This window comes from Mumia quercus (assembly GCF_025506335.1).
GTDB classification, from domain to species: Bacteria; Actinomycetota; Actinomycetes; order Propionibacteriales; family Nocardioidaceae; genus Mumia; species Mumia quercus.
Genome location: NZ_JANZYO010000009.1, coordinates 58,639 through 80,031, shown reverse-complemented (window position 1 = coordinate 80,031; position 21,393 = coordinate 58,639). Strand labels below are relative to the sequence as shown.

Below are 21,393 nucleotides of genomic sequence, written 5' to 3'. Positions count from 1 at the left end.
GGCGAAATCCGCTCGCGTCTGCGCGACGGCGGTGGTGAGGTACGCAGATGGAGCCGACGCACCGGATCGTCCACCCGCCGAAAGCCCGTCCCGGCGACAAGGTGGCGGTGGTCTCGCCGTCCTGGGCGGCACCTGCGCACTTCCCGGCGATCCACGAGCAGGCCCTGGCACGCCTGCGGACGCTGACGGGTCTCGAGCCCGTCGAGTACCCGACGACGCGGGCCGACGCCTCCCCCGAGGCGCGGGCGGCCGACCTCAACGCCGCTTTCGCTGACCCCGAGATCCGGGCCGTGCTCGCGACCATCGGCGGTGACGACCAGATCACGGTGGTCCGCCACCTCGACCCTGCGCTCGTCCGCGCCGACCCGAAGCCGTTCCTGGGCTACAGCGACAACACGAATCTGCTCAACTGGCTGTGGGTCCACGGCGTCGCCGGGTTCTACGGCGGCTCGACGCAGGTCCACCTCGGCCCCGGGCCCGGTGTCGACGCCCTCCACGCCGCGTCCCTGCGCGCCGCACTCTTCGTCGGCGGGACGCTCGAGCTCACCGAGCCCGGAGAGTCCGAGGACACCGGCCGTCCGTGGGACGATCCCGCCGCGCTCACGTCGTACGGCGAGCGGGAGGTCACCGAGCCGTGGACGTGGCACGGGCCCCCGCGCCGCGTGCGCGGCCGTACGTGGGGTGGCTGCCTGGAGGTGCTGCAGTGGATCCTGACCGCGGACCGCTTCCCTCTTGCTCCCGAGTCGCTCGCGGGCGGCGTCCTGCTGGTCGAGACCTCGGAGGAGCTGCCCTCGGCGCAGGAGGTCGGCCGCATCCTGCGCTCGATGGGTGAGCGCGGGCTGCTGTCCGCGGTCGACGCGGTCGTCGCCGCTCGCCCACCCACGTCCGACCTCGAGCACCGGGCGTCGGCCGACGAGCGTCGACGCCGGCGCGAGGAGCAGCGGGAGGCGGTCGTGGCGACGGTCGCCGCGTACAACCCCGACGCGGTGGTCGTCGTCGGCGTCCCGTTCGGCCACACGCGCCCGCAGTGGATCGTCCCGTACGGCGGCGAGGTCACCGTCGACGGCGAGCAGCGCCGCGTGCTCGCGTCGTACGACTAGCTCAGCGACTGCGGGTCGACGGCGATCCGGTACGGACGGAGCTTGTGCACCGAACGGGCGGCCTGCGCCAGCTGGAGGGCACGCGCCAGCACCGCGCCCTGCGTCCGGGGCACCGCGACGATGAGGCGACCCCATGGTTCTTCCTCGCCGTCGCCGGCCGGACGCCGCTCGACCGGGCCGAGGACCTGGGCGGGCTGCGGCCACGGCCCCTCGGCGAGGGCACGCAGGGCGGAGAGCTCTCCCTCGACTGTCGCGAGCCGTATGGCGGGTGGCAGCCGTGCGTCGAGCCGTGCCTCCAGCTCGCGCGCGGCATGGCCGGCCGGGTCGGCGCGCACCAGCGCCTGGAGGACCGCCACGCCGGGGTCGCCGACGGCGACGACACGGCCGCCGTCGCGGCTCCCCCGGACGAGCGCGGCGGCGTTGAGCCAGCGGCGCAGCGACTCCTCGTCGGTCCGCAGGTCGGGTCGTGACAGGGATACCCACGTGTCGAGCAGGACGGCAGCCGCGTAGCCTCCCTCGGCGTGGGGCTCCGCGCCGGGCGTCGCGACGACGAGCGCGGGCGTCTCCGGCACGGTCCGCACGACGGACCCGGACGCCGAGGTACGGACGAGCGTGCCGGGGAACGCGCGTCCCAGCTCCTCGGCGGTCCGCCGCTCCCCCATGACCGGGGCCCGCAGGCGCGGACTCCCGCACGACGGGCAGGCCCAGCCCTCGACGGTCCGGCCGCACCACCGGCACTGAGGGTCGGCGTCTGCCCGCTCCTGCGCGAGCGGCCCGGAGCAGTGCGGGCACCGGGCCGGGGTGCGGCAGTCCTGGCAGGCGAGCGCAGCGCGGTAGCCGGTGCGGGGCACCTGCACGAGCACCGGCCCTTCCCCGAGGGCGGCGCGGACGGCGCGGAAGGCCGAGGCCGGCAGCCGGGACCCCGCGTCGGCCCCGACGCCCTCGTCGACGACGATGCGCGCCCATGCCTCGCGTCGGCGCGCGACCGAGGCGGTGACAGGGGTGCACCAGCCGGACGTGACGAGCTGCTCCGCCTCCGCCGTGCGGGCGTACCCACCGACGAGCACGCCGCACCCGGTGTCCCACGCGCGCATGAGGAGCACCTCGCGCGCGTGCGGGTACGGCGCGCGAGGCTCGGCGAAGAGATCGTCCCCGTCGTCCCAGATCGCCACCAGACCCAGGTCGTGCACGGGGGCGAAGGCAGCCGCGCGCGTGCCGACGACCGCGCGGACGTGGCCGCGGGCCAGCGCAAGGAACGCCGCGTAGCGGGCGGACGGACCGAGGTCGGCGGTGAGGACGACGTGGCGGCCCTTGCCGAGCACCTCGGTGAAGACCGCATCGGCGCGCTCGACGTCGGACACGTCGGGAAGGCAGACGACGACGCCACGGCCCGACCTCAGCGTCGCGTCGGCCGCCTGGGCCAGCGCCCGGGCGGGCGAGCCGCCGGGCACGGCGTTCCAGACGGCGCGCGGCGAGCCGCCCTCGCCCAGCGTCGCGACGAGCTCGCGTCCGCCGTCGTAGGCCTCCCACGCGTCGTCGGGCGGAGCACCCAGCGGGTCGGAGACGGGCGCCGCCGACGCGCGCTTCTCCGTACGGGCGTGCCGTGGCGGGACCGCGAGCCGGACGACGTCGGCGAAGACGCCCGCGTAGCGGTCGGCGACCGCGCGGCACAGCCGCGCGACGTCGGGACGCAGCACGACCTCGGACGACATGACGCGCGAGATCCTGGCCAGCCGGCCCTGGTGCTCGGTCGTGGCCGTGCGCTCGAGGACGTAGCCGGTGACGGCCGCGCCGGCGAACCTCACGGACACGCGGCATCCCGACACGACCTCGTCGTCCATCGCGGCGGGGACGAGGTAGTCGAAGGGGCGGTCGAGGTGGGCGAGGCTCACGTCGGCCGCGACGCGGGCGACGGGGAGCTCGTCGGCGGCACCGGCGAACCTGCCCCCAGACGCAGCAGGCGCTGGTCGGGGAGGCTCCCCCACCAGCGCCGGCTGTGCGTCATCGGGTGCGTCGGTCACCAGGCTGTTCTACCAAGCCGGGCGGACGGCCTGCCCGTGGTCGTCCCCAGGTCAGGCTCCGATCGCGGCCCGGAGGGCGTCGGCACGGTCGGTCGCCTCCCAGGTGAACTCGGGGAGCTCGCGACCGAAGTGGCCGTACGCGGCGGTCTTGGCGTAGATCGGACGCTTGAGGTCGAGGTCGCGCACGATGGCCGCCGGACGAAGGTCGAAGACCTCGAGGACCGCGGTGCGGATCTTGTTGATCGGCACCGTCTCCGTACCGAACGTGTCGAGGTAGAACCCGACCGGGTGCGCCTTGCCGATGGCGTACGCGACCTGCACCTCGACCTTGCGGGCGAGCCCTGCGGCCACGATGTTCTTGGCGACCCAGCGCATCGCGTACGCCGCCGAGCGGTCGACCTTGCTCGGGTCCTTGCCGGAGAAGGCGCCGCCGCCGTGCCGGGCGTACCCGCCGTAGGTGTCGACGATGATCTTGCGTCCGGTCAGACCCGCGTCACCCATCGGGCCGCCGATCTCGAACCGGCCCGTCGGGTTCACCAGGAGCCGGTAGTCGGAGTGGTCGATCGTGAAGCCGTCGAGGACGGCGTCGACGACGTGCTTCTTGATGTCGGGCGCGAGCATCGCCTCGAGGTCGATGTCGGCGGCGTGCTGGGTGGAGAGGACCACGGTGTCGACCCGCACCGGGTTGTTGTCGTCGTCATACTCGATGGTGACCTGCGTCTTGCCGTCCGGGCGCAGGTACGGGACCGTGCCGTCCTTGCGGACCTCCGTCAGCCGCTCGGCGAGGCGGTGGGCGATCGTGATGGGCAGCGGCATGAGCTCGGGCGTCTCGTCGCTCGCGAAGCCGAACATCAGGCCCTGGTCGCCGGCGCCCTGGTTGTCGAGCGGGTCGGCCGAGCCCTCGGCACGCTCCTCGTAGGCCTGGTCGACACCCTGAGCGATGTCGGGCGACTGCTGACCGATGGTGACCTGCACTCCGCAGGACGCGCCGTCGAACCCCTTGGTGGAGGAGTCGTAGCCGATGGAGAGGATCCGGTCGCGCGCGATCCGTGCGATGTCGGCGTACGCCTTGGTGGTCACCTCACCGCCGACGAGCACCAGACCGGTGGTCACGAAGGTCTCGCAGGCGACGCGCGCCTCGGGATCCTGCGCGAGGAGGGCGTCGAGCACGCTGTCGCTGATCTGGTCGGCGATCTTGTCCGGGTGACCCTCGGTCACGGACTCGGAAGTGAACAGACGGCTCACAGGGTGTCCTTTCAGCGGCCGGTGGGACAGTCGATCCAGCCTATACCGCACGAGGGCCCGGGTCAGCCTTTGTCCATCCGGCGGGCGATGGTGTCACAGATGGCGTGGGCGACGGCGATCTTCGGGCCGTACGGGATCTCGACCGCGCTGCCGTCGCTGCCGAGGATCACGACCTCGTTCTCGGCGCGGTCGAAGGCCTTGCCCTCGCTGACGTCGTTGACCACGAGGTAGTCGGTGCCCTTGCGGGCCAGCTTGGCGCGCGCGTGGTCGAGCACGCCGCCCTCGTCGTCGCCGGTCTCGGCCGCGAACCCGACGATCAGCGGCGCCGCCGCGTCGCCGCGCCGCTGCACGAGGTCGCGCAGGATGTCGGGGTTCTGGACGAGCGTGACGTCCGGGACCGCGCCTGCGTCGTTCTTCTTGATCTTCGTCCGAGCGGTGCTCGCCGGACGGAAGTCGGCCGGCGCCGCGGCCATCACGACGACGTCGGCCGCCGCCGAGCGCTCCAGCATCGCGTCGTGCAGCTCGACAGTCGTCTCGACACGGACCACGTCGATGCCGGCGGGGACCGGGATCGCGACGTTGGCCGCCACGAGCGTCACCTTCGCTCCCCTGCTGGCCGCCGCCTGCGCCACCGCGACACCTTGCCGGCCCGACGAGCGGTTGCCGAGGTAGCGGACGGGATCGAGGTACTCGCGGGTGCCGCCGGCGCTGACCAGGAGTCGTACGTCGGCGAGGTCGGCGCCCCCGTGCGCGCCGCGCTCGAGGACCGCCATCGCGGCGTCGACGATGTCGGCGGGGTCCGGCAGACGGCCCTTGCCGGAGTCCTTGCCGGTCAGCCGGCCGACGGCGGGCTCGATCACGACGACGCCGCGCGACCGCAGCGTCGCGACGTTGGCCTGCGTCGCGGGGTGCTCCCACATCTCGGTGTGCATCGCGGGCGCCATCACCACGGGGCAGCGCGCCGTGAGCAGGGTGTTGGTGAGGAGGTCGTCGGCGAGGCCGTGCGCGGCCTTCGCGAGGAGGTCGGCGGTGGCCGGGGCGACGACGACGAGATCGGCCGCCTGACCGATGGAGACGTGCGGGACCTCGGGCACGGAGGTGAAGACGTCCGTGCTCACGGGGCGGCCGGACAGCGCCTCCCAGGTCGGCGCGCCGACGAACTTGAGCGCTGCCGCGGTCGGGACCACCGTCACGCGGTGGCCGGACTCGCTGAGACGGCGGAGGATCTCGGCGGCCTTGTACGCCGCGATCCCGCCGCCGACACCCAGCACGACACTGCTCATAGGAGGGCGCTCACTGTCGTCGGTGTCCGGGTGGAGGAGGTTCACTCCTGCTCGGCGTCGGGCTCCACGGTCTCGGTCTGGAGCAGACCCTCGTTGATCTCACGCAGCGAGATCGAGAGCGGCTTCTCCTGGACGTGGGTGTCGAGGAGCGGGCCGACGTACTCGAGCAGACCCTCGCCCAGCTGGGAGTAGTAGGCGTTGATCTGGCGGGCACGCTTGGCGCTGACGAGCACCAGCTCGTACTTGGAGTCGACCTTGGTCAGCAGGTCGTCGATGGGCGGGAAGGTGATGCCCTCGGGGGCAGCCTGGGTGCCGGACACGTCGTGGCCTCACAGAGAAGTCGTGGATGATGCCCGAACGGAGTCGGGCGGATTCTCGATCAATGCTACCAACTCGTCGCACGCGTGGCCCACGTCGGCGTTCACGATCGTGACGTCGAACTCGTCCTCCGCGGCGAGCTCGACGCGGGCGGTGGCCAGACGACGCTCGCGCTCCGCCTCGTCCTCGGTGCCGCGGCCGACGAGCCGGCTGACGAGCTCGTCCCACGAGGGCGGCTTGAGGAAGACGAACAGCGCCTCGGGCATCGCCTCGCGTACCTGGCGCGCACCCTGCAGGTCGATCTCGAGCAGGGCGGGGACGCCGGCGGCGAGGTGCTCCTCGACCGGACCGCGGGGCGTGCCGTACCGGTTGCTCCCGTGGACGACGGCCCACTCGAGCATCTGCCCGTCGTCGACCAGCCGGTCGAACTCCTCCGCAGACACGAAGTGGTAGTGGACGCCGTCGACCTCTCCGGGGCGCGGAGCGCGGGTCGTGGCGGACACGGAGATCCAGATCTCCGGGTGCTCCGCGCGTACACGGGCCGCGACGGTGCCCTTGCCGACGGCGGTGGGTCCGGCGAGGACGACGAGCCGCCGGGCGTGCCCGGCGGCTCGTGACGTCGTCTCGTCAGCCACGGTTGGCGAACTCTTGCTCCAGCGCCGCGATCTGCTTGACGCCCAGGCCCCGCACGCGGCGCGAGTCGGCGATCCCGATCCGCTCCATGAGCTGGCGCGCCCGGACCTTGCCGAGTCCCGGCATGGACTGAAGGAGGTCGTAGACCTTCATCTTGCCGACCACCTCGTTGGTCTGGCCCTCCTCCAGGACCTCGGAAAGCGACGCACCGGAGTGCTTGAGACGGTTCTTGATCTCGGCGCGCTCACGGCGCGCGGCCGCCGCCTTCTCCAGCGCCGCCTGGCGCTGCTCAGGGGTGAGCGGAGGAAGAGCCAACGTGGGTCACCTCGTACGGGTTGGTCGATGGGAGTGAACTTAGCGAGGGCGTCTGCGCAGCGGCAACAGGAAGTCGCACCGTGCTGCGCCGAGCCGCGGGACAGCCTAAACGGCTAGCCCGCACCCCGCCCGCGCGGGCCCGTCGATGAGAATCGCGTCACGGCCCCGACCGGTGAGAGACGGGGCCGTTCGGGTCACGAGATGTTGTCGAGGTCGAGGTCGCAGTCCTTCTTGACCTGCTTGTCGATGGCTTCGCCCGCCTTCTGGAGGGCGTCCTGGTCGAGCTTCGCGACGTCGCCCTTCTGCGCCGACTCGTAGGCGTCGACCAGCGTCCCCCAGTCGTCCTTGACGGACTCGGGCGCCGAGTCGCGCACCTTCTTGAGGTTGCCCATGACCTTGTCGAGGTCGGCCGGGGACGTGGTGTCGCTGAGCTTCTTGCCGGCGGTCTCGACCTCGTCGCAGTAGGCGGCGGTGTCGTCGCCACCGTCGCCGCCGCACCCGGTCAGCGCGGCCAGGGCGAGCGTGGCGCTCGCGAAGGCGAACGTGAGTCGGCGCATGAGTTGCTCCTTGTCATCGGGCCACCAGACGCGGCCCGGGGTGTCGTGGGTCCAGGTGACGGACCGGAGCGGCGACCGGGACCGGGACGTCGCCGCAGGGCGTCTGCCACCTTAGCGGCAGTCCGGCTCAGTCTCGACCCCTCGACACCTCAGCGCAGCTGGTCAGCTGTCGCGGCGGCCGCCGCGCGCAGCGCACGCACGTCGGGACCGGCCGCCAGGACCCCCCGAGAGCTCGCGGGGACGACGTGGTCCCACACGTGCCCGAAGAGGCGCCGCAGGTCCTCCACCGTGCCGCCCTGGGCGCCGAACCCCGGCACCAGCAGTGGTCCGTTGATCGCCACGTCCTCCTCGAGCTCCCCGACGGTCGCTCCGACCACGGCACCGTACGAGCCCTGCGGGGAGGCGTCGGCGTTGCGCGCCCGCAGGTGGTCGAGCATCACGCCCGCCACCGACCTCTCCCCCACGCGTGCGTGCTGCACCTCCGGCCCCTCCGGGTTGGAGGTGAGGGCGAGCACGAACACGCCTCCACCGTTGCGCTCGGCGCTGGTGAGGAACGGCTCGAGCGAGCCGAACCCGAGGTACGGGCTGACCGTGACGGCGTCGGCCTGCATCGGCGAGGCGGCGTCCAGGTACGCGTCGGCGTACGCCTGCGCGGTCGAGCCGATGTCACCGCGCTTGACGTCGAGGAGCACGAGCAGACCCGCGTCGCGGGCGTCGCGGATCGTGCGCTCCAGGACGGCGACGCCGGCGGCTCCGTGCCGCTCGAAGAACGCCGACTGCGGCTTGACGACCGCGACCTGTCCCGCCAGCGCCTCGACGCTCGTCGCGGCGAAGCGCTCCAGCCCCGACACGTCGTCGGGCAGGCCCCACGAGGCCAGGAGCGAGGCGTGCGGGTCGATCCCGACGCACAGCGGCCCGTACCGTGCGACAGCGGCACTCAGCCGCGTTCCGAAGGCCTCAGTCATGCGCTGTCCCTCTCACCTCGTCGAGCGTCTTGATCCCCCGCTGCGCGAGCTCGTCGCGCAGCTCGCCGACGATCCGCATCGGCGCCGAGGGGTCGTGGAAGATGACGGTGCCGACCTGCACCGCATCGGCGCCCGCGAGCACGAACTCGAGCGCGTCGAACCCGGTACGGATGCCGCCGACCCCGATGATCGGGAGGTCCGGCAGCGCCTTGCGGATCTGCCAGACCGCGCGCACGGCCACCGGGCGTACGGCGGGTCCGCTCAGCCCCCCGGTCACGCCGCCCAGACGCGGCTTGAGCGTGTCGGGGTCCATCGCGAGGCCGAGGAGCGTGTTGATCACCGTGACGCCGTCGGCCCCCGCCTCGGCCACAGCACCGGCGATCGAGGCGATGTCGGTGACGTCGGGCGTGAGCTTGGCGAACACCGGGATGTCGCGCGGGATGTGAGGACGGACCTCCTCCATCACCCGGTACGACGACTCGGGGTCGCACGCGAAGACCATGCCGCGGTTCTCGACGTTCGGGCAGGAGATGTTGACCTCGATGGCGGCGACGCCGGGGGCCTGCCCCACGCGGCGGGCCAGCTCGACGTAGTCGGCGGGCTTCTCCCCCGCGATCGACACGACCGCACGGGCCCCGCGCTGGACCAGCCACGGGAGGTCGCGCGCGAGGAACGCGTCGATCCCGGGGCCCTGGAGGCCGATCGAGTTGAGCATCCCGGACGGCGTCTCGACCATCCGCGGGGTCGGGCGGCCCGAGCGGGGGTTGAGCATGATCGACTTCGTGACGATCGCGCCGAGGGCGGCGACGTCGAAGAACTGGTCGAGCTCACGACCGGCAGCCGCGCACCCCGACGCGGTCATCACCGGGTTGGGCAGCGCGAGGCCGCACAGGTCGACGCCGAGGTCGACCTCGGCGGCCGCGATCGCGGCCCCACGTACGGCGGTCATCGCGGTCCTCCCAACGTCCCCGGCGGGATCGTCCCGACCGCGTCCCAGCGCACCCGGTCGCCGCGGAAGACCGGGCCCTCGACGCAGCTGCGCACCATCCTGACGATGCCGTCCTCCCCCTCCACGGGCAGGACGCACGTCATGCAGACGCCGATCCCGCAGGCCATCGACTCCTCGACGGCGCACTGGCTCCAGGCACCGTTCTCCTCCGCGACGTCGGACACCGCACGGAGCATCCCCATCGGACCGCAGGCGTACACCACGGCGGCGTCGGTGTCGTCGACGAGCGCCGGCAGGACGTCGGTGACGCGTCCGCGGGTGCCGGTCGACCCGTCCTCTGTGGTCACGTGGACGCTCGTGGCGACCTTGTTGGCCTCCAGCACGCCGAAGAGCCGCGGCGTCGTCGCGGCGCCGAGGACCAGGTGGGCCGCGCACCCGCGGTCGCGAAGCGCGCTCGCGAGCGCGAACATCGGCGCCGAGCCGTAGCCGCCGCCGACGAGCACGCAGGACACGGGCTCCTTGGGCAGGGCGAACGGGCGGCCCACCGGGCCGACGACGTCGATCGGGTCGCCGGGCGCGAGGTCGGCCATCCAGCGCGTGCCCTTGCCGTGCGCCGCGAAGACGATCTCGACGGTCTCGCCGTGACGGCCGGTCGTGGACGTGCGGTAGATCGAGAAGGCGCGTCGCAGCAGCATGCCGCTGTCGGCTCCGCCGACGGCCAGGGCCACGAAGTGCCCGGGCCGGGCGCTCTCGGCGATGCCCTCGGCCGCGATCACCAGGTGGTGGTAGTCACCGACCGGTGTACGGGAGACGACGGCCCCGCGGACCTGTGTCGCGCTCACTCGGCGCCCGCCCCCGTCCGTACGGCCTCTGCCCAGGACTGCAGCGACCGGACCCCGACGCCGCCCTCGCGGGCCGCCTCGATGCCCTGCACCGCCGCGGCCAGTCCTTGGACGGTGGTGATGCACGGGACGCCGGCGCTGATCGCGGCGGTCCGGATCTCGTACCCGTCGACGCGCGGGCTGCCTCCCGAGGTCGAGCCGTGCGGCGTGTTGATCACGAGGCCGACCTCGCCGGACGAGATCAGCTCGTTGAGCCGCGACGCCCCGGCGTCCGGCACCTCGCTGAGCTTGCGCACGACCGTCGCCTCGACGCCGTTGCGGCGCAGCACCTCCGCCGTGCCGGCGGTGGCGACGATCTCGAAGCCGAGGTCGGCGAGCCGCTTGACCGGGAAGATCATGTGCCGCTTGTCGCGGTTGGCGACCGACACGAAGACCTTGCCCGACGTCGGCAGCCCTTCCTGCGCGCCGGCCTGCGCCTTGGCGAACGCCGTGCCGAACTGCGCGTCGATGCCCATGACCTCACCGGTCGAACGCATCTCGGGACCGAGGAGGGTGTCGACCGTCTTGCCCTCGAGGGTGCGGAACCGGTTGAAGGGCATCACGGCCTCCTTGACCGCGATCGGCGCGTGCGGTCCGAGGTCGCCGCCGTCACCGGTCGCCGGGAGGACGCCCGCGGCGCGCAGGTCGGCGATCGACTCGCCGAGCATGAGACGGGCCGCCGCCTTCGCGAGCGGGACGCCGGTCGCCTTCGAGACGAACGGCACCGTCCGCGAGGCGCGCGGGTTGGCCTCGAGCACGTAGAGGACGTCGGAGCTCAGCGCGAACTGGATGTTGATCAGGCCGCGCACTCCGACGCCGTCGGCGATCGCGCGGGTCGACGCGCGGATCTTGTCCAGGTCCTCCGCGCCGAGCGTGATCGGGGGCAGCGCGCACGACGAGTCGCCGGAGTGGATGCCGGCCTCCTCGATGTGCTCCATCACGCCGCCGAGGTAGAGGTCGGTGCCGTCGTACAGCGCGTCGACGTCGATCTCGACCGCGTCGTCGAGGAAGCGGTCGACGAGCACCGGGTGCTCCGGCGAGATCTCGGTGGCCCGCTCGATGTAGTCGGCCAGCGATGCCTCGTCGTACACGATCTCCATGCCGCGGCCGCCCAGCACGTACGACGGGCGGACCAGGACCGGGTAGCCGATCTCGTCGGCGACCTTCTTCGCGCCGGGGAACGAGATCGCGGTGCCGTGCTTGGGCGCGGGCAGACCCGCGTCGGCGAGCACCTGCCCGAAGGCGCCGCGGTGCTCGGCGAGGTCGATCGCGGCCGGCGACGTGCCGACGATCGGGACGCCCTCGCGCTCCAGCGCGGCGGCCAGGCCGAGCGGCGTCTGACCACCGAGCTGCACGACGACGCCGACGACCGGGCCGGCCTGCCGCTCGGCGTGGATGACCTCGAGCACGTCCTCGAGCGTCAGCGGCTCGAAGTAGAGGCGGTCCGAGGTGTCGTAGTCCGTCGAGACGGTCTCCGGGTTGCAGTTGACCATGACGGTCTCGTAGCCCGCCTCTGAGAGCGCCAGGGAGGCGTGCACGCACGAGTAGTCGAACTCGATGCCCTGGCCGATCCGGTTCGGGCCCGAGCCGAGGATCAGCACCGCCGGCTTCTCGCGCGGCTCGACCTCGGTCTCCTCGTCGTACGAGGAGTAGTGGTACGGGGTCCGCGCGGCGAACTCGGCCGCACAGGTGTCGACCGTCTTGTAGACCGGGCGGATCCCCAGCGCGTGCCGGACCCCGCGTACGACGTCGGCGCTCATGCCGCGGATCTTGCCGAGCTGCTCGTCGGAGAAGCCGTGCCGCTTGGCCTTGCGCAGCAGCGCCGGCGTCAGCTCGTCGGCAGCGGTGACCTCCGCGGCGATCTCGTTGATCAGCGCGAGCTGGTCGAGGAACCACGGGTCGATCTTGGTGGCCTCGAAGAGCTCGTCGAGGGTCGCACCGGCGCGCATCGCGTCCATGACCTTCTTGAGGCGGCCGTCGTGAGGCACGGCGATCTCGGCCAGCAGCGCGTCCTTGTCGAGGTCGACCCACTCGCGGTGCCAGTCGAAGGCCGCCTGCGGGCGCTCGAGCGACCGCAGGGCCTTCTGGAGCGCCTCCGTGAAGTTGCGCCCGATCGCCATCGCCTCGCCCACCGACTTCATGTGGGTCGTGAGCCGCTCGTCGGCGGACGGGAACTTCTCGAACGCGAACCGCGGCACCTTGACGACGACGTAGTCGAGCGTCGGCTCGAAGCTCGCCGGCGTCTCGCGCGTGATGTCGTTGGGGATCTCGTCGAGGGTGTAGCCGATCGCGAGCTTGGCGGCGATCTTGGCGATCGGGAAGCCGGTCGCCTTCGAGGCCAGCGCGCTGGAGCGGGAGACGCGCGGGTTCATCTCGATCACGACGATGCGCCCGTTCTCGGGGTTCACCGCGAACTGGATGTTGCAGCCACCGGTGTCGACGCCGACCTCGCGGATGACGCCGATCGCGATGTCGCGCAGCCGCTGGTACTCGCGGTCGGTGAGCGTCATCGCGGGCGCGACGGTGATGGAGTCACCCGTGTGGACGCCCATCGGGTCGAGGTTCTCGATCGAGCAGACGATGACGACGTTGTCGGCCTTGTCGCGCATCACCTCCAGCTCGTACTCCTTCCAGCCGAGGATCGACTCCTCCAGGAGCACCTCGGTGGTCGGGCTGGCGGCCAGACCCGCACCGGCGATGCGGTGCAGCTCCTCCTCGTCGCGCGCGATGCCGGAGCCGACGCCGCCCATCGTGTACGAGGGACGCACCACCACCGGGTAGCCGAGATCCTCGACCGCGGCCAGGCAGTCGTCCATCGAGTGGCAGATCGACGAGCGGGCGACCTCGGCCCCCCAGGCCTCCGGAAGGCCCTCGACGATGGCCTTGAAGGACTCGCGGTTCTCGCCCTTCTCGATGGCCTCGACCGATGCGCCGATCAGCTCGACGCCGTACTTCTCGAGCACGCCGTTGGCGTCGAGCGCCATGGCGGTGTTGAGCGCGGTCTGGCCGCCGAGGGTCGCCAGAAGCGCGTCCGGGCGCTCCTGCGCGATCACGCGCTCGACGAACTCGGGCGTGATCGGCTCGACGTACGTGGCGTCGGCGAACTCCGGGTCGGTCATGATCGTCGCCGGGTTGGAGTTGACGAGGACGACGCGCAGGCCCTCGGAGCGCAGCACGCGGCACGCCTGGGTGCCGGAGTAGTCGAACTCGCAGGCCTGTCCGATGACGATCGGGCCGGACCCGATGACCAGGACGGAGGAGATGTCGTCGCGGCGGGGCATCAGCGCACCGTCCCTTCGGTCGTGGCTTCGGTGGTCTCGCCGCGTCGGGCCCGCATGAGGTCGGCGAACCGGTCGAACAGGTACTCGGCGTCGTGCGGTCCCGCCGCGGCCTCCGGGTGGTACTGCACGCTGAAGGCCAGCAGCTCGCCGTCGGCGTCGTGGACCTCCAGGCCCTCGACGACGTCGTCGTTGAGGCAGACGTGGCTCACGCTCGCCTGCCCGTACGGGGTCTCGTGCGGCGCGTCGAGGTCACCCGGCCACGCCACGGCGAACCCGTGGTTGTGCGCAGTGATCTCGACCTTGCTCGTCGTCCGGTCCATGACGGGCTGGTTGATGCCCCGGTGGCCGTACTTGAGCTTGTACGTCTCCAGGCCGAGCGCGCGGCCCAGCATCTGGTTGCCGAAGCAGATCCCGAAGAACGGCGTGCCGTCGCGCAGCACGTCCTGGAGCAGCGCGACCGCGTCCGTCGTGGCCGCCGGGTCTCCGGGGCCGTTGGAGAAGAACACGCCGTCGGCCCCGGTCGCCCGGACCTGCTCGAGCGTCGCGTCGGCGGGCAGCACGTGCACCTCGATGCCGCGCTCGGCCATCCGCTGCGGCGTCATGGCCTTGATGCCGAGGTCGACGGCGGCGACGGTGAGGCGCTTGTCGCCCTGCGCCGGCACCACGTACGGCTCAGCGGTCGTGACCTCGCCCGCGAGATCGGCGCCGGACATCGACGGCGCGGACTTGACCGTCGCCAGGAGCGCCTCGGCGTCGGTCGACACCGAGCTGATCCCGACACGCATGGCGCCGCGCTCGCGCAGGTGACGGGTCAGCGCGCGCGTGTCGACGCCGCTGATGCCGACGATCCCCTGCTCGGCGAGGTCCTCCTCGAGCGTGCGGGTCGCCCGCCAGCTGCTGGCGACGCGGGCGGGGTCGCGCACGACGTACCCGGCGACCCAGATGCGGCTCGACTCCGGGTCCTCGGTGTTGATGCCTGTGTTGCCGACGTGCGGGGCGGTCATGACGACGACCTGGCGCCGGTACGACGGGTCGGTGAGCGTCTCCTGGTAGCCGGTCATGCCGGTGGAGAACACGGCCTCTCCGACCGTCTCGCCGAGCGCGCCGTACGACTCGCCGTGGAAGGTGCGTCCGTCCTCGAGCACGAGGATCGCGGGGGTGCGGCTCATGCGGCCACCTCCTCGACGACGACGCCGTCGAGGACGGTCGGCCTGCCGCGCAGGAACGTCGCGACGACCCGTCCGGGGAGCTCGCGGCCGGCGTACGGGGTGTTGCGGGAGCGCGAGACGGCCTCCTCGGGTCGGACGACGCGCGTGGACCGCGGGTCGTAGAGAACGATGTTCGCGGGCTCGCCGACGGCCAGTGGACGACCGTGCCCGGCGACCCGCCCGATCTCGGCCGGCTTGGCCGACATCCGCTCGGCGACGCCGGCCCAGTCCAGCAGGCCGGTGTCGACCATGGTCTGCTGCACGACCGACAGCGCGGTCTCCAGGCCGGTCATCCCGAAGGCGGCCGCGGCCCACTCGCAGTCCTTGTCCTCGCTGGGGTGCGGGGCGTGGTCGGTGGCGACGATGTCGATGACTCCCTCGGCGAGCGCCTCGCGCAGCGCCGCGACGTCGTCGGCGGTGCGCAGCGGCGGGTTGACCTTGTAGATCGGGTCGTACGACGCGGCGAGCTCGTCGGTCAGCAACAGGTGGTGCGGCGTGACCTCGGCGGTGACGTCGATGCCGCGCGACTTCGCCCAGCGCACGATCTCGACCGAGCCGCGGGTGGACAGGTGGCACACGTGCAGGCGCGACCCGACGTGCTCGGCGAGGAGGACGTCGCGGGCGATGATCGCCTCCTCGGCGACCGCGGGCCAGCCGGTGAGTCCGAGGACGCCGGAGAGCTCGCCCTCGTTCATCTGGGCGCCCTCGGTGAGGCGGGGCTCCTGGGCGTGCTGGGCGATGACGCCGTCGAACGCCTTCACGTACTCGAGGGCGCGGCGCATGAGCACCGCGTCGGAGACGCACTTGCCGTCGTCGGAGAAGACGCGCACGCGGGCGGCGGAGTCGGCCATCGCGCCGAGCTCGGCGAGCTGCTCGCCGCCGAGGCCGACGGTGACGGCGCCGACCGGGGCGACGTCGCAGTAGCCGTGCTCGCGGCCGAGGCGCCACACCTGCTCGACGACGCCGGCGGTGTCGGCGACGGGGTCGGTGTTGGCCATCGCGTGGACGAGCGTGAAGCCGCCGGCCGCCGCGGAGCGCGTGCCGGTCTCGACCGTCTCGGCATCCTCGCGGCCGGGCTCACGCAGGTGCGTGTGGAGGTCGACGAGGCCGGGCAGCGCGACCAGGTCGGTCGCGTCGACGACCTCGGCGTCGGTGGTGTCGAGGTCGGCGCCGATGTCGGTGATCACCCCGTCGACGATCCGCAGGTCGGCCACCTGCGTGCCGAGGACGTGCGCGTTGCGGATGACGTAGGCGGTCATGCCTGCCCTTCTGTCGTGTCGGAGGTGTTCTCGGATGCGGCGTCGCGTGCGCCGCTCAGCAGGAGGTAGAGCGCGGCCATCCGGACCGCCACGCCGTTGGTGACCTGCTCGACGATCACCGAGCGGGTCGAGTCGGCGACGTCGGCGGTGATCTCCATGCCGCGGTTCATCGGGCCGGGGTGCATGACGATCGCGTGCTCGGGCAGCTTGGCCATGCGCTTGCCGTCGAGGCCGTAGCGGCGGCTGTACTCGCGGGCGCTCGGGAAGTACGCGGCGTTCATCCGCTCGCGCTGCACCCGCAGCATCATCACGGCGTCGGCCTTGGGCAGCACCGGGTCGAGGTCGTAGGAGGTCTCGACCGGCCACGAGTCGACGCCGTACGGCATGAGCGTCGGTGGTGCGACCAGCGTGACCTCGGCGCCGAGCGTGCTGAGCAGCAGGGCGTTGGAACGGGCGACCCGGCTGTGGAGGACGTCACCGACGATCGCGACGCGGCGACCGTCCAGCCCGTGCTGGCCGGGCGCGAGGTGCCGGCGCATCGTGAACGCGTCCAGCAGCGCCTGCGTCGGGTGCTCGTGGGAGCCGTCGCCCGCGTTGAGGATCGCGGAGTCGATCCAGCCCGCGGCGGCCAGGCGCGCGGGGGCACCGGAGGCGCCGTGCCGGATGACGACCGCGTCGGCGCCCATCGCCTGCAGCGTCAGCGCGGTGTCCTTGAGGCTCTCGCCCTTGGAGACGCTCGACCCCTTGGCGGCGAAGTTGATGACGTCGGCCGACAGCCGCTTGGCCGCGGCCTCGAACGAGATGCGGGTGCGGGTCGAGTCCTCGAAGAAGAGGTTGACGACCGTGCGGCCCCGCAGCGTGGGGAGCTTCTTGATCGGGCGCTCGGCGACCGAGCGCATCTCCTCGGCGGTGTCGAGGAGCAGGACGGCCTCGTCGCGGGTCAGGTCGCCGGTGGAGAGAAGGTGCCTCACGCGCCGGCCCCCTTCGGTGCGGAGACGATCCGCACCTCGTCGCGGTCGTCGAGCCCGGTGACGGCGACCTTGACCTGCTCGGCGAGCGAGGTGGGGAGGTTCTTGCCGACGAAATCCGCCCGGATCGGGAGCTCGCGGTGGCCGCGGTCGACGAGGACGGCCAGCTGCACGGCGCGCGGGCGGCCGAGGTCGTTGAGCGCGTCGAGGGCGGCCCGGATGGTCCGGCCGGAGAACAGCACGTCGTCCACGAGGACGACGACGCGGTCGTCGAGGTCGACCGGGATGTCGGTCTTCTCCAGGGCGCGGGCGGGCTTCATCCGCAGGTCGTCGCGGTACATCGTGATGTCGAGCGACCCGTACGGGACAGGGTGGCCGGCGACCTCGCCCATCCGTTCGGCGACCCTGCGGCCGAGCTCGACACCGCGGGTCGGGATCCCGAGCACGACGACCTGGGCGGCGCCGCGGTTCTTCTCGATGATCTCGTGGGTGATGCGCGTCAACGCGCGGGAGATGTCGCCAGAATCGAGGACGACGGTCGAATCAGAGGTGTGCGCAGACACCGGCTGACCTCCTTCTCCGCCTCACGGGACGGTGGTTAAAGGATGTCTTTGTCCGGATCAGCCTACACGTGTGACGGTGGTCTCCCTGGGTCGACCTAGCTGACGAGACCGACCTCGCGCAGCCAGTCGCGGGCGACCAGGGCGGGCTCGCCGCCCTCGACGTCCACCTGCGCGTTCAGCTCGAGCATCACCTCGTTGGTGAGCAGCGGGCGCAGCTGGTCGAGGACCTCGCCGACCTCGGGGTGCGCCTCGAGCAGCTCGGTCTGGACCACCGGCGCGAGGTTGTAGAGCGGGAAGAAGTGCTTGTTGTCCTCGAGCACCGTGAGGTCGAGGGCGAGGATGCGCCCGTCGGTCGTGAAGACCTCGCCGAAGTTGCAGGTCCCGCGGGCGGTCGCGTCGTAGATGACGCCGGTGTCCATCTTCTTGACGTTGCCGGCCGGGACGCTCGTGCCGTACTTCAGCCCGTACGTCTCGAGCATCGGCTGGAAGCCGTCGTCGCGGCTGAAGAACTCGTCCTCGACGCAGAAGGTCCGGTCCTTCACCGGGAGGTCCTTGATCTGCGACAGCTTGGTGATGCCGAGCCGGGCCGTCGCCTTCGGGCCCATCGCGAAGCCGTAGGTGTTGTTGACCGCCGTCGGCGGCAGCCACGTCAGCCCGTTGGCGAGGTCGGCGTCGTGGACGGCCTGCCACTGCTCCTCCTCGCCCTCGATCGGCGTGGTGTTGCCGAGGTAGCTGATCCACCCGGTGCCGGTGTACTCCGGCGAGACGTCGACCGTGCGGTTGAGCAGGGCGTTGCGGACGCCCACGCTGCCGGCGATGTTGGAGCGGTTGGTGACGGTGGCGCCGGCCGTCTGCAGCAGCGTGGCGTACATGTTGCCCAGGACGAGCTGCTCGGTGAAGTCCTTCGACCCGACGGTGATCTCCACGCCCTCGAGCGAGTCGTACTTCTCGACCGCTCCCGGCTCGGCCGGGGCGATGTAGGCGTTGCTGCTCTGCAGCCCGCAGCCAGCCAGCCCGGCACAGAGCGCGGACGCGGCGAGGACGACGAGGGCGCGGGTACGGCGGCCGAGGCGTGGCATCAGAGTCCCTTCGGAGTGGCGGCCCGCTCGATCAGACGCGCTCCCCCGTCGATGAACAGCGCCAGCGCGGCGATCGCGACCGCACCGACGACGAGCACGGAGTCGAGGCCGAGCTTGATGCCGGTGTTGATCAGCGGCCCCAGTCCCCCGGCATCGACGAACCCGCCGAGCGCCGCGGTGCCGGTCATGAGGACGAGCGCGGTCCGGACCCCGGTCATGATCACCGGCGTCGCGAGAGGCATCTCGACGCGCACGAGGGTGCCGAAGGCCGACATGCCCATCCCGCGCGCGGCCTCGACGACCTTCGGGTCCACGCCGTGGATGCCGGTCACGACGTTGGCCAGGACGGGCAGGATGCCGTAGATCGCGAGCGCGAGGAGGAACGGGCCCTTGCCGGTGCCGAGGTAGAGGGCCGCCAGCACGATCAGGCCGATCGCCGGCGCCGCCTGGCCGAAACCGGCGACGGCGATGATCGGGGTCGCGAACCGCCGCAGCGGACCACGGGTGAGGAGGACGCCCAGCGGGACCGCGACGAGCACGACGACGACCGCCGCCGCGACCGACAGCAGAAGGTGCTCCCACGACAGCCGCAGCAGCGTCTCGACGCTGAGCAGACGAGACTCGACCGAGGTGAGGTCGGCGACCAAGATGTAGACGATGAGGACGAGGAACGCACCGAGGCAGGCGGCGAACTGGGTGATGAGCCGTGCCCGGCCGCGCTGGTCGTCGGCGTCGAGGAGAGCGCGTTCCTCGGCGACCTCCTCGAGGCCCTCGCGGACGGTCGGGGTCGCGGCGGTGCTCGCGCTCATCGGACGGCCCTCCCGCTGGCATGGGCGCCGGTGTGCAGCGCCTGCATCGCGCCCATCACGGTCTCGATCCGCACCACGCCCTCGTACCGGCCACGACGCCCGGTCACGACGACCACGCCGTGCGAGGAGGTGAGCATCGAGTCGAGCGCGTCGTTGAGGGTCGAGCCGAGCGTGACCGCCTCCAGGTCGTCGTCGCGCGACACCGTCGACAGCGCCCCTGGACGGTTCAGCTCACGCAGCGACAGCCAGCGCAGCGGGCGGTCGGCGCGGTCGAGGACGATCACGTGCTCGCGGCCCAGCGCCTCGGCCGCCGCGATCGCCGTCGCCGGGTCGTCGCCGACGTGGGCCACGGCCGCCTCGTGCAGGTCGACGTCGCGCACGCGCGTGAGGGTGAGCTGCTTGAGGGCGGCGCCGTGACCGATGAAGCCTGCGACGAAGTCGTTCGCCGGCTCGGCCAGGATCGCCTCCGGCGTGTCGTACTGGGCGACCCGTGACCCGACCTCGAGGATCGCGATCCGGTCGCCGAGCTTGACCGCCTCGTCGAAGTCGTGGGTGACGAAGACGATGGTCTTGCGCAGCTCTTCCTGGAGCCGGAGCAGCTCGTCCTGGAGACGCTGGCGGGTGAGCGGGTCGACCGCACCGAACGGCTCGTCCATGAGGAGGACCGGCGGGTCCGCGGCGAGGGCGCGCGCGACCCCGACCCGCTGCTGCTGGCCGCCCGAGAGCTCGCGGGGATAGCGGTCGGCGTACTCGTCGGGGTCGAGGTTGACGATGTCGAGCATCTCGCGCACCCGTTCGGCGGTGCGCTCCTTGTCCCAGCCGAGCAGGCCCGGCACGAGGGCGATGTTCTTGGCGACCGTGAGGTGCGGGAACAGACCCGCGCCCTGGATGACGTACCCGACGTGGCGGCGCAGCTCGTCGGGGTCGCGGTGGGTGACCTCGTCGTCGCCGATCAGGATGCGCCCCGAGGTGGGCTCGATGAGACGGTTGATCATCTTGAGCATGGTCGTCTTGCCGCAGCCGGACGGGCCGACGAACATGACGATCTCGCCGGCCGGGATCTCCAGCGACACGTCGTCGACGGCGGGCGTCTCCTGACCCGGGTAGCGCTTGGTGACGCCTTCGAGCACGATGCGCTGACCGCGCACCTCGTGGGCGTCGGGCGCCGCGGTCACGTCGGACGTGGTCGGTCGGGTGTCAGACACGGATACCCCTCGAGGTGGTCAGGCGCCCCAGCAGGTTCAGGACGAGGTCGAGCCCGATCGCCAGGACGACGATGGCGAGCGTCCCGGCCCAGGCGGAGTTGGTGGCGTTCGCGCCTCCGATGCGCGACAGCCCGGAGAAGATGAAGGAGCCGAGGCCCGGTCCGGAGGCGTACGCGGCGATGGCGGCGATGCCCATGAGCATCTGGGCCGAGATGCGTACACCGGTGACGATCACCGGCCACGCGAGCGGGATCTCCAGCCGCACCAGCGTGGCCGTCCGGCTCATGCCCATGCCGCGCGCCGACTCGACGAGGCCGGGGTCGACGCGCGAGAGCCCGACCACCGCGTTGCGCAGGATCGGCAGCGTCCCGTAGAACGCGAGCGCGGCCACCGAGATCACGATGCCGTTGGGGATGAAGGCGATGAGGATCCCGAAGAGGGCGAACGACGGCAGCGTCAGCCCCACGGAGCTGACCGACAGCGCGAGCTCGCTCACACGCTGCGAGCGGTACGCCAGGCACGCCAGCGCGAGGGCGACGACAGTCGCGATCAGGAGCGACTGCACGACCAGGCTGAGGTGCTGGTAGCTCTGGAAGGAGAGGAGGGACCAGCGGTCCTGGACGTACTCCCACAGACTCACACCGCACTCCTCGCGCACTCACCCACACAGAAGAATTCACCCGGTAGCGCCGCTTCGACGGTGGCGCCGCCCGTGACACTAACGTACGTCGCACCGGCCTCCTCGGCGCGCCGC

20 protein-coding genes are annotated in these 21,393 nt (G+C 72.0%); 1 reads left to right on the top strand and 19 read right to left on the bottom strand.

What is annotated here, in order from left to right; all coding sequences use genetic code 11:
* Positions 1-47 precede the first annotated feature (47 nt).
* A complete protein-coding gene (locus NYZ95_RS19510) occupies positions 48-1,100 on the top strand; it encodes a S66 family peptidase (protein ID WP_262853010.1) in 1,053 nt (350 codons plus the stop codon).
* On the opposite strand, the gene NYZ95_RS19505 is transcribed toward NYZ95_RS19510, so the two are convergent.
* The 19 genes from NYZ95_RS19505 to NYZ95_RS19415 all read right to left on the bottom strand — a co-directional run bounded on the left by NYZ95_RS19505 (position 1,097) and on the right by NYZ95_RS19415 (position 21,279).
* Positions 1,097-3,121 carry a primosomal protein N' gene (locus NYZ95_RS19505; RefSeq protein ID WP_262853009.1) on the bottom strand — a complete coding sequence of 675 codons (2,025 nt, stop codon included), beginning with the start codon at positions 3,119-3,121 and terminating at the stop codon, positions 1,097-1,099. The two genes, NYZ95_RS19510 and NYZ95_RS19505, sit on opposite strands and share 4 nt — an antisense overlap.
* A 51-nt stretch (positions 3,122-3,172) precedes the next feature.
* On the bottom strand, positions 3,173-4,366 hold the full coding sequence (gene metK, locus NYZ95_RS19500; protein ID WP_262853008.1) for a methionine adenosyltransferase: 1,194 nt from the start codon (positions 4,364-4,366) through the stop codon (positions 3,173-3,175).
* Positions 4,367-4,428: 62 nt separating this feature from the next.
* Positions 4,429-5,649: a bifunctional phosphopantothenoylcysteine decarboxylase/phosphopantothenate--cysteine ligase CoaBC gene (gene coaBC, locus NYZ95_RS19495; protein WP_262853007.1), complete on the bottom strand. Its 1,221-nt coding sequence runs from the start codon at positions 5,647-5,649 to the stop codon at positions 4,429-4,431.
* 41 nt (positions 5,650-5,690) lie between these two features.
* A complete protein-coding gene (gene rpoZ, locus NYZ95_RS19490; protein ID WP_308212269.1) occupies positions 5,691-5,969 on the bottom strand; it encodes a DNA-directed RNA polymerase subunit omega in 279 nt (92 codons plus the stop codon).
* 9 nt (positions 5,970-5,978) lie between these two features.
* Entirely contained in the window at positions 5,979-6,602 is a 624-nt protein-coding gene (gene gmk / locus NYZ95_RS19485; protein WP_262853006.1) for a guanylate kinase, read from the bottom strand.
* Positions 6,595-6,915 (bottom strand): integration host factor, actinobacterial type, encoded by a 321-nt coding sequence (gene mihF, locus NYZ95_RS19480; RefSeq protein WP_262853005.1) that lies wholly within the window; start codon positions 6,913-6,915, stop codon positions 6,595-6,597. Before mihF ends, gmk begins: the two co-directional genes overlap by 8 nt.
* A 194-nt stretch (positions 6,916-7,109) precedes the next feature.
* On the bottom strand, positions 7,110-7,472 hold the full coding sequence (locus NYZ95_RS19475) for a hypothetical protein (protein WP_262853004.1): 363 nt from the start codon (positions 7,470-7,472) through the stop codon (positions 7,110-7,112).
* 149 nt (positions 7,473-7,621) lie between these two features.
* A complete protein-coding gene (pyrF, locus tag NYZ95_RS19470; protein ID WP_262853003.1) occupies positions 7,622-8,437 on the bottom strand; it encodes an orotidine-5'-phosphate decarboxylase in 816 nt (271 codons plus the stop codon).
* The gene (locus tag NYZ95_RS19465) at positions 8,430-9,386 is read right to left on the bottom strand and encodes a dihydroorotate dehydrogenase (protein ID WP_262853002.1); all 957 of its coding nucleotides are present in this window, start codon (positions 9,384-9,386) and stop codon (positions 8,430-8,432) included. The genes pyrF and NYZ95_RS19465 overlap by 8 nt, the downstream gene beginning before the upstream one ends.
* Entirely contained in the window at positions 9,383-10,228 is an 846-nt protein-coding gene (locus NYZ95_RS19460; protein WP_262853001.1) for a dihydroorotate dehydrogenase electron transfer subunit, read from the bottom strand. The genes NYZ95_RS19465 and NYZ95_RS19460 overlap by 4 nt, the downstream gene beginning before the upstream one ends.
* On the bottom strand, positions 10,225-13,548 hold the full coding sequence (carB, locus tag NYZ95_RS19455; RefSeq protein WP_262853000.1) for a carbamoyl-phosphate synthase large subunit: 3,324 nt from the start codon (positions 13,546-13,548) through the stop codon (positions 10,225-10,227). The genes NYZ95_RS19460 and carB overlap by 4 nt, the downstream gene beginning before the upstream one ends.
* Positions 13,548-14,717 carry a glutamine-hydrolyzing carbamoyl-phosphate synthase small subunit gene (gene carA, locus NYZ95_RS19450; RefSeq protein ID WP_262852999.1) on the bottom strand — a complete coding sequence of 390 codons (1,170 nt, stop codon included), beginning with the start codon at positions 14,715-14,717 and terminating at the stop codon, positions 13,548-13,550. The genes carB and carA overlap by 1 nt, the downstream gene beginning before the upstream one ends.
* Positions 14,714-16,015, bottom strand: coding sequence for a dihydroorotase (locus tag NYZ95_RS19445; protein WP_262852998.1), 1,302 nt, complete (start codon positions 16,013-16,015; stop codon positions 14,714-14,716). The genes carA and NYZ95_RS19445 overlap by 4 nt, the downstream gene beginning before the upstream one ends.
* Positions 16,012-16,986 (bottom strand): aspartate carbamoyltransferase catalytic subunit, encoded by a 975-nt coding sequence (locus NYZ95_RS19440; protein WP_262852997.1) that lies wholly within the window; start codon positions 16,984-16,986, stop codon positions 16,012-16,014. The genes NYZ95_RS19445 and NYZ95_RS19440 overlap by 4 nt, the downstream gene beginning before the upstream one ends.
* Positions 16,983-17,546: a bifunctional pyr operon transcriptional regulator/uracil phosphoribosyltransferase PyrR gene (gene pyrR / locus NYZ95_RS19435; RefSeq protein ID WP_262852996.1), complete on the bottom strand. Its 564-nt coding sequence runs from the start codon at positions 17,544-17,546 to the stop codon at positions 16,983-16,985. Before pyrR ends, NYZ95_RS19440 begins: the two co-directional genes overlap by 4 nt.
* A gap of 95 nt (positions 17,547-17,641) precedes the next feature.
* On the bottom strand, positions 17,642-18,625 hold the full coding sequence (locus NYZ95_RS19430) for a glycine betaine ABC transporter substrate-binding protein (RefSeq protein ID WP_262852995.1): 984 nt from the start codon (positions 18,623-18,625) through the stop codon (positions 17,642-17,644).
* Positions 18,625-19,434 (bottom strand): ABC transporter permease, encoded by an 810-nt coding sequence (locus NYZ95_RS19425; protein ID WP_262852994.1) that lies wholly within the window; start codon positions 19,432-19,434, stop codon positions 18,625-18,627. The genes NYZ95_RS19430 and NYZ95_RS19425 overlap by 1 nt, the downstream gene beginning before the upstream one ends.
* Positions 19,431-20,639, bottom strand: coding sequence for an ABC transporter ATP-binding protein (locus tag NYZ95_RS19420; protein ID WP_308212268.1), 1,209 nt, complete (start codon positions 20,637-20,639; stop codon positions 19,431-19,433). Before NYZ95_RS19420 ends, NYZ95_RS19425 begins: the two co-directional genes overlap by 4 nt.
* The gene (locus tag NYZ95_RS19415; protein ID WP_262852993.1) at positions 20,632-21,279 is read right to left on the bottom strand and encodes an ABC transporter permease; all 648 of its coding nucleotides are present in this window, start codon (positions 21,277-21,279) and stop codon (positions 20,632-20,634) included. Before NYZ95_RS19415 ends, NYZ95_RS19420 begins: the two co-directional genes overlap by 8 nt.
* Between the last annotated feature and the right edge of the window lie 114 nt (positions 21,280-21,393).

Bases quoted from the DNA above. Each gene is read 5' to 3' on its own strand.
- NYZ95_RS19445 (WP_262852998.1), bottom strand. From the start codon at position 16,015: ATGACCGCCTACGTCATCCGCAACGCGCACGTCCTCGGCACGCAGGTG.
- carB (WP_262853000.1), bottom strand. From the start codon at position 13,548: ATGCCCCGCCGCGACGACATCTCCTCCGTCCTGGTCATCGGGTCCGGC.
- carA (WP_262852999.1), bottom strand. From the start codon at position 14,717: ATGAGCCGCACCCCCGCGATCCTCGTGCTCGAGGACGGACGCACCTTC.
- NYZ95_RS19465 (WP_262853002.1), bottom strand. From the start codon at position 9,386: ATGACCGCCGTACGTGGGGCCGCGATCGCGGCCGCCGAGGTCGACCTC.
- pyrF (WP_262853003.1), bottom strand. From the start codon at position 8,437: ATGACTGAGGCCTTCGGAACGCGGCTGAGTGCCGCTGTCGCACGGTAC.
- NYZ95_RS19475 (WP_262853004.1), bottom strand. From the start codon at position 7,472: ATGCGCCGACTCACGTTCGCCTTCGCGAGCGCCACGCTCGCCCTGGCC.
- NYZ95_RS19510 (WP_262853010.1), top strand. From the start codon at position 48: ATGGAGCCGACGCACCGGATCGTCCACCCGCCGAAAGCCCGTCCCGGC.
- coaBC (WP_262853007.1), bottom strand. From the start codon at position 5,649: ATGAGCAGTGTCGTGCTGGGTGTCGGCGGCGGGATCGCGGCGTACAAG.
- NYZ95_RS19425 (WP_262852994.1), bottom strand. From the start codon at position 19,434: ATGAGCGCGAGCACCGCCGCGACCCCGACCGTCCGCGAGGGCCTCGAG.
- NYZ95_RS19430 (WP_262852995.1), bottom strand. From the start codon at position 18,625: ATGCCACGCCTCGGCCGCCGTACCCGCGCCCTCGTCGTCCTCGCCGCG.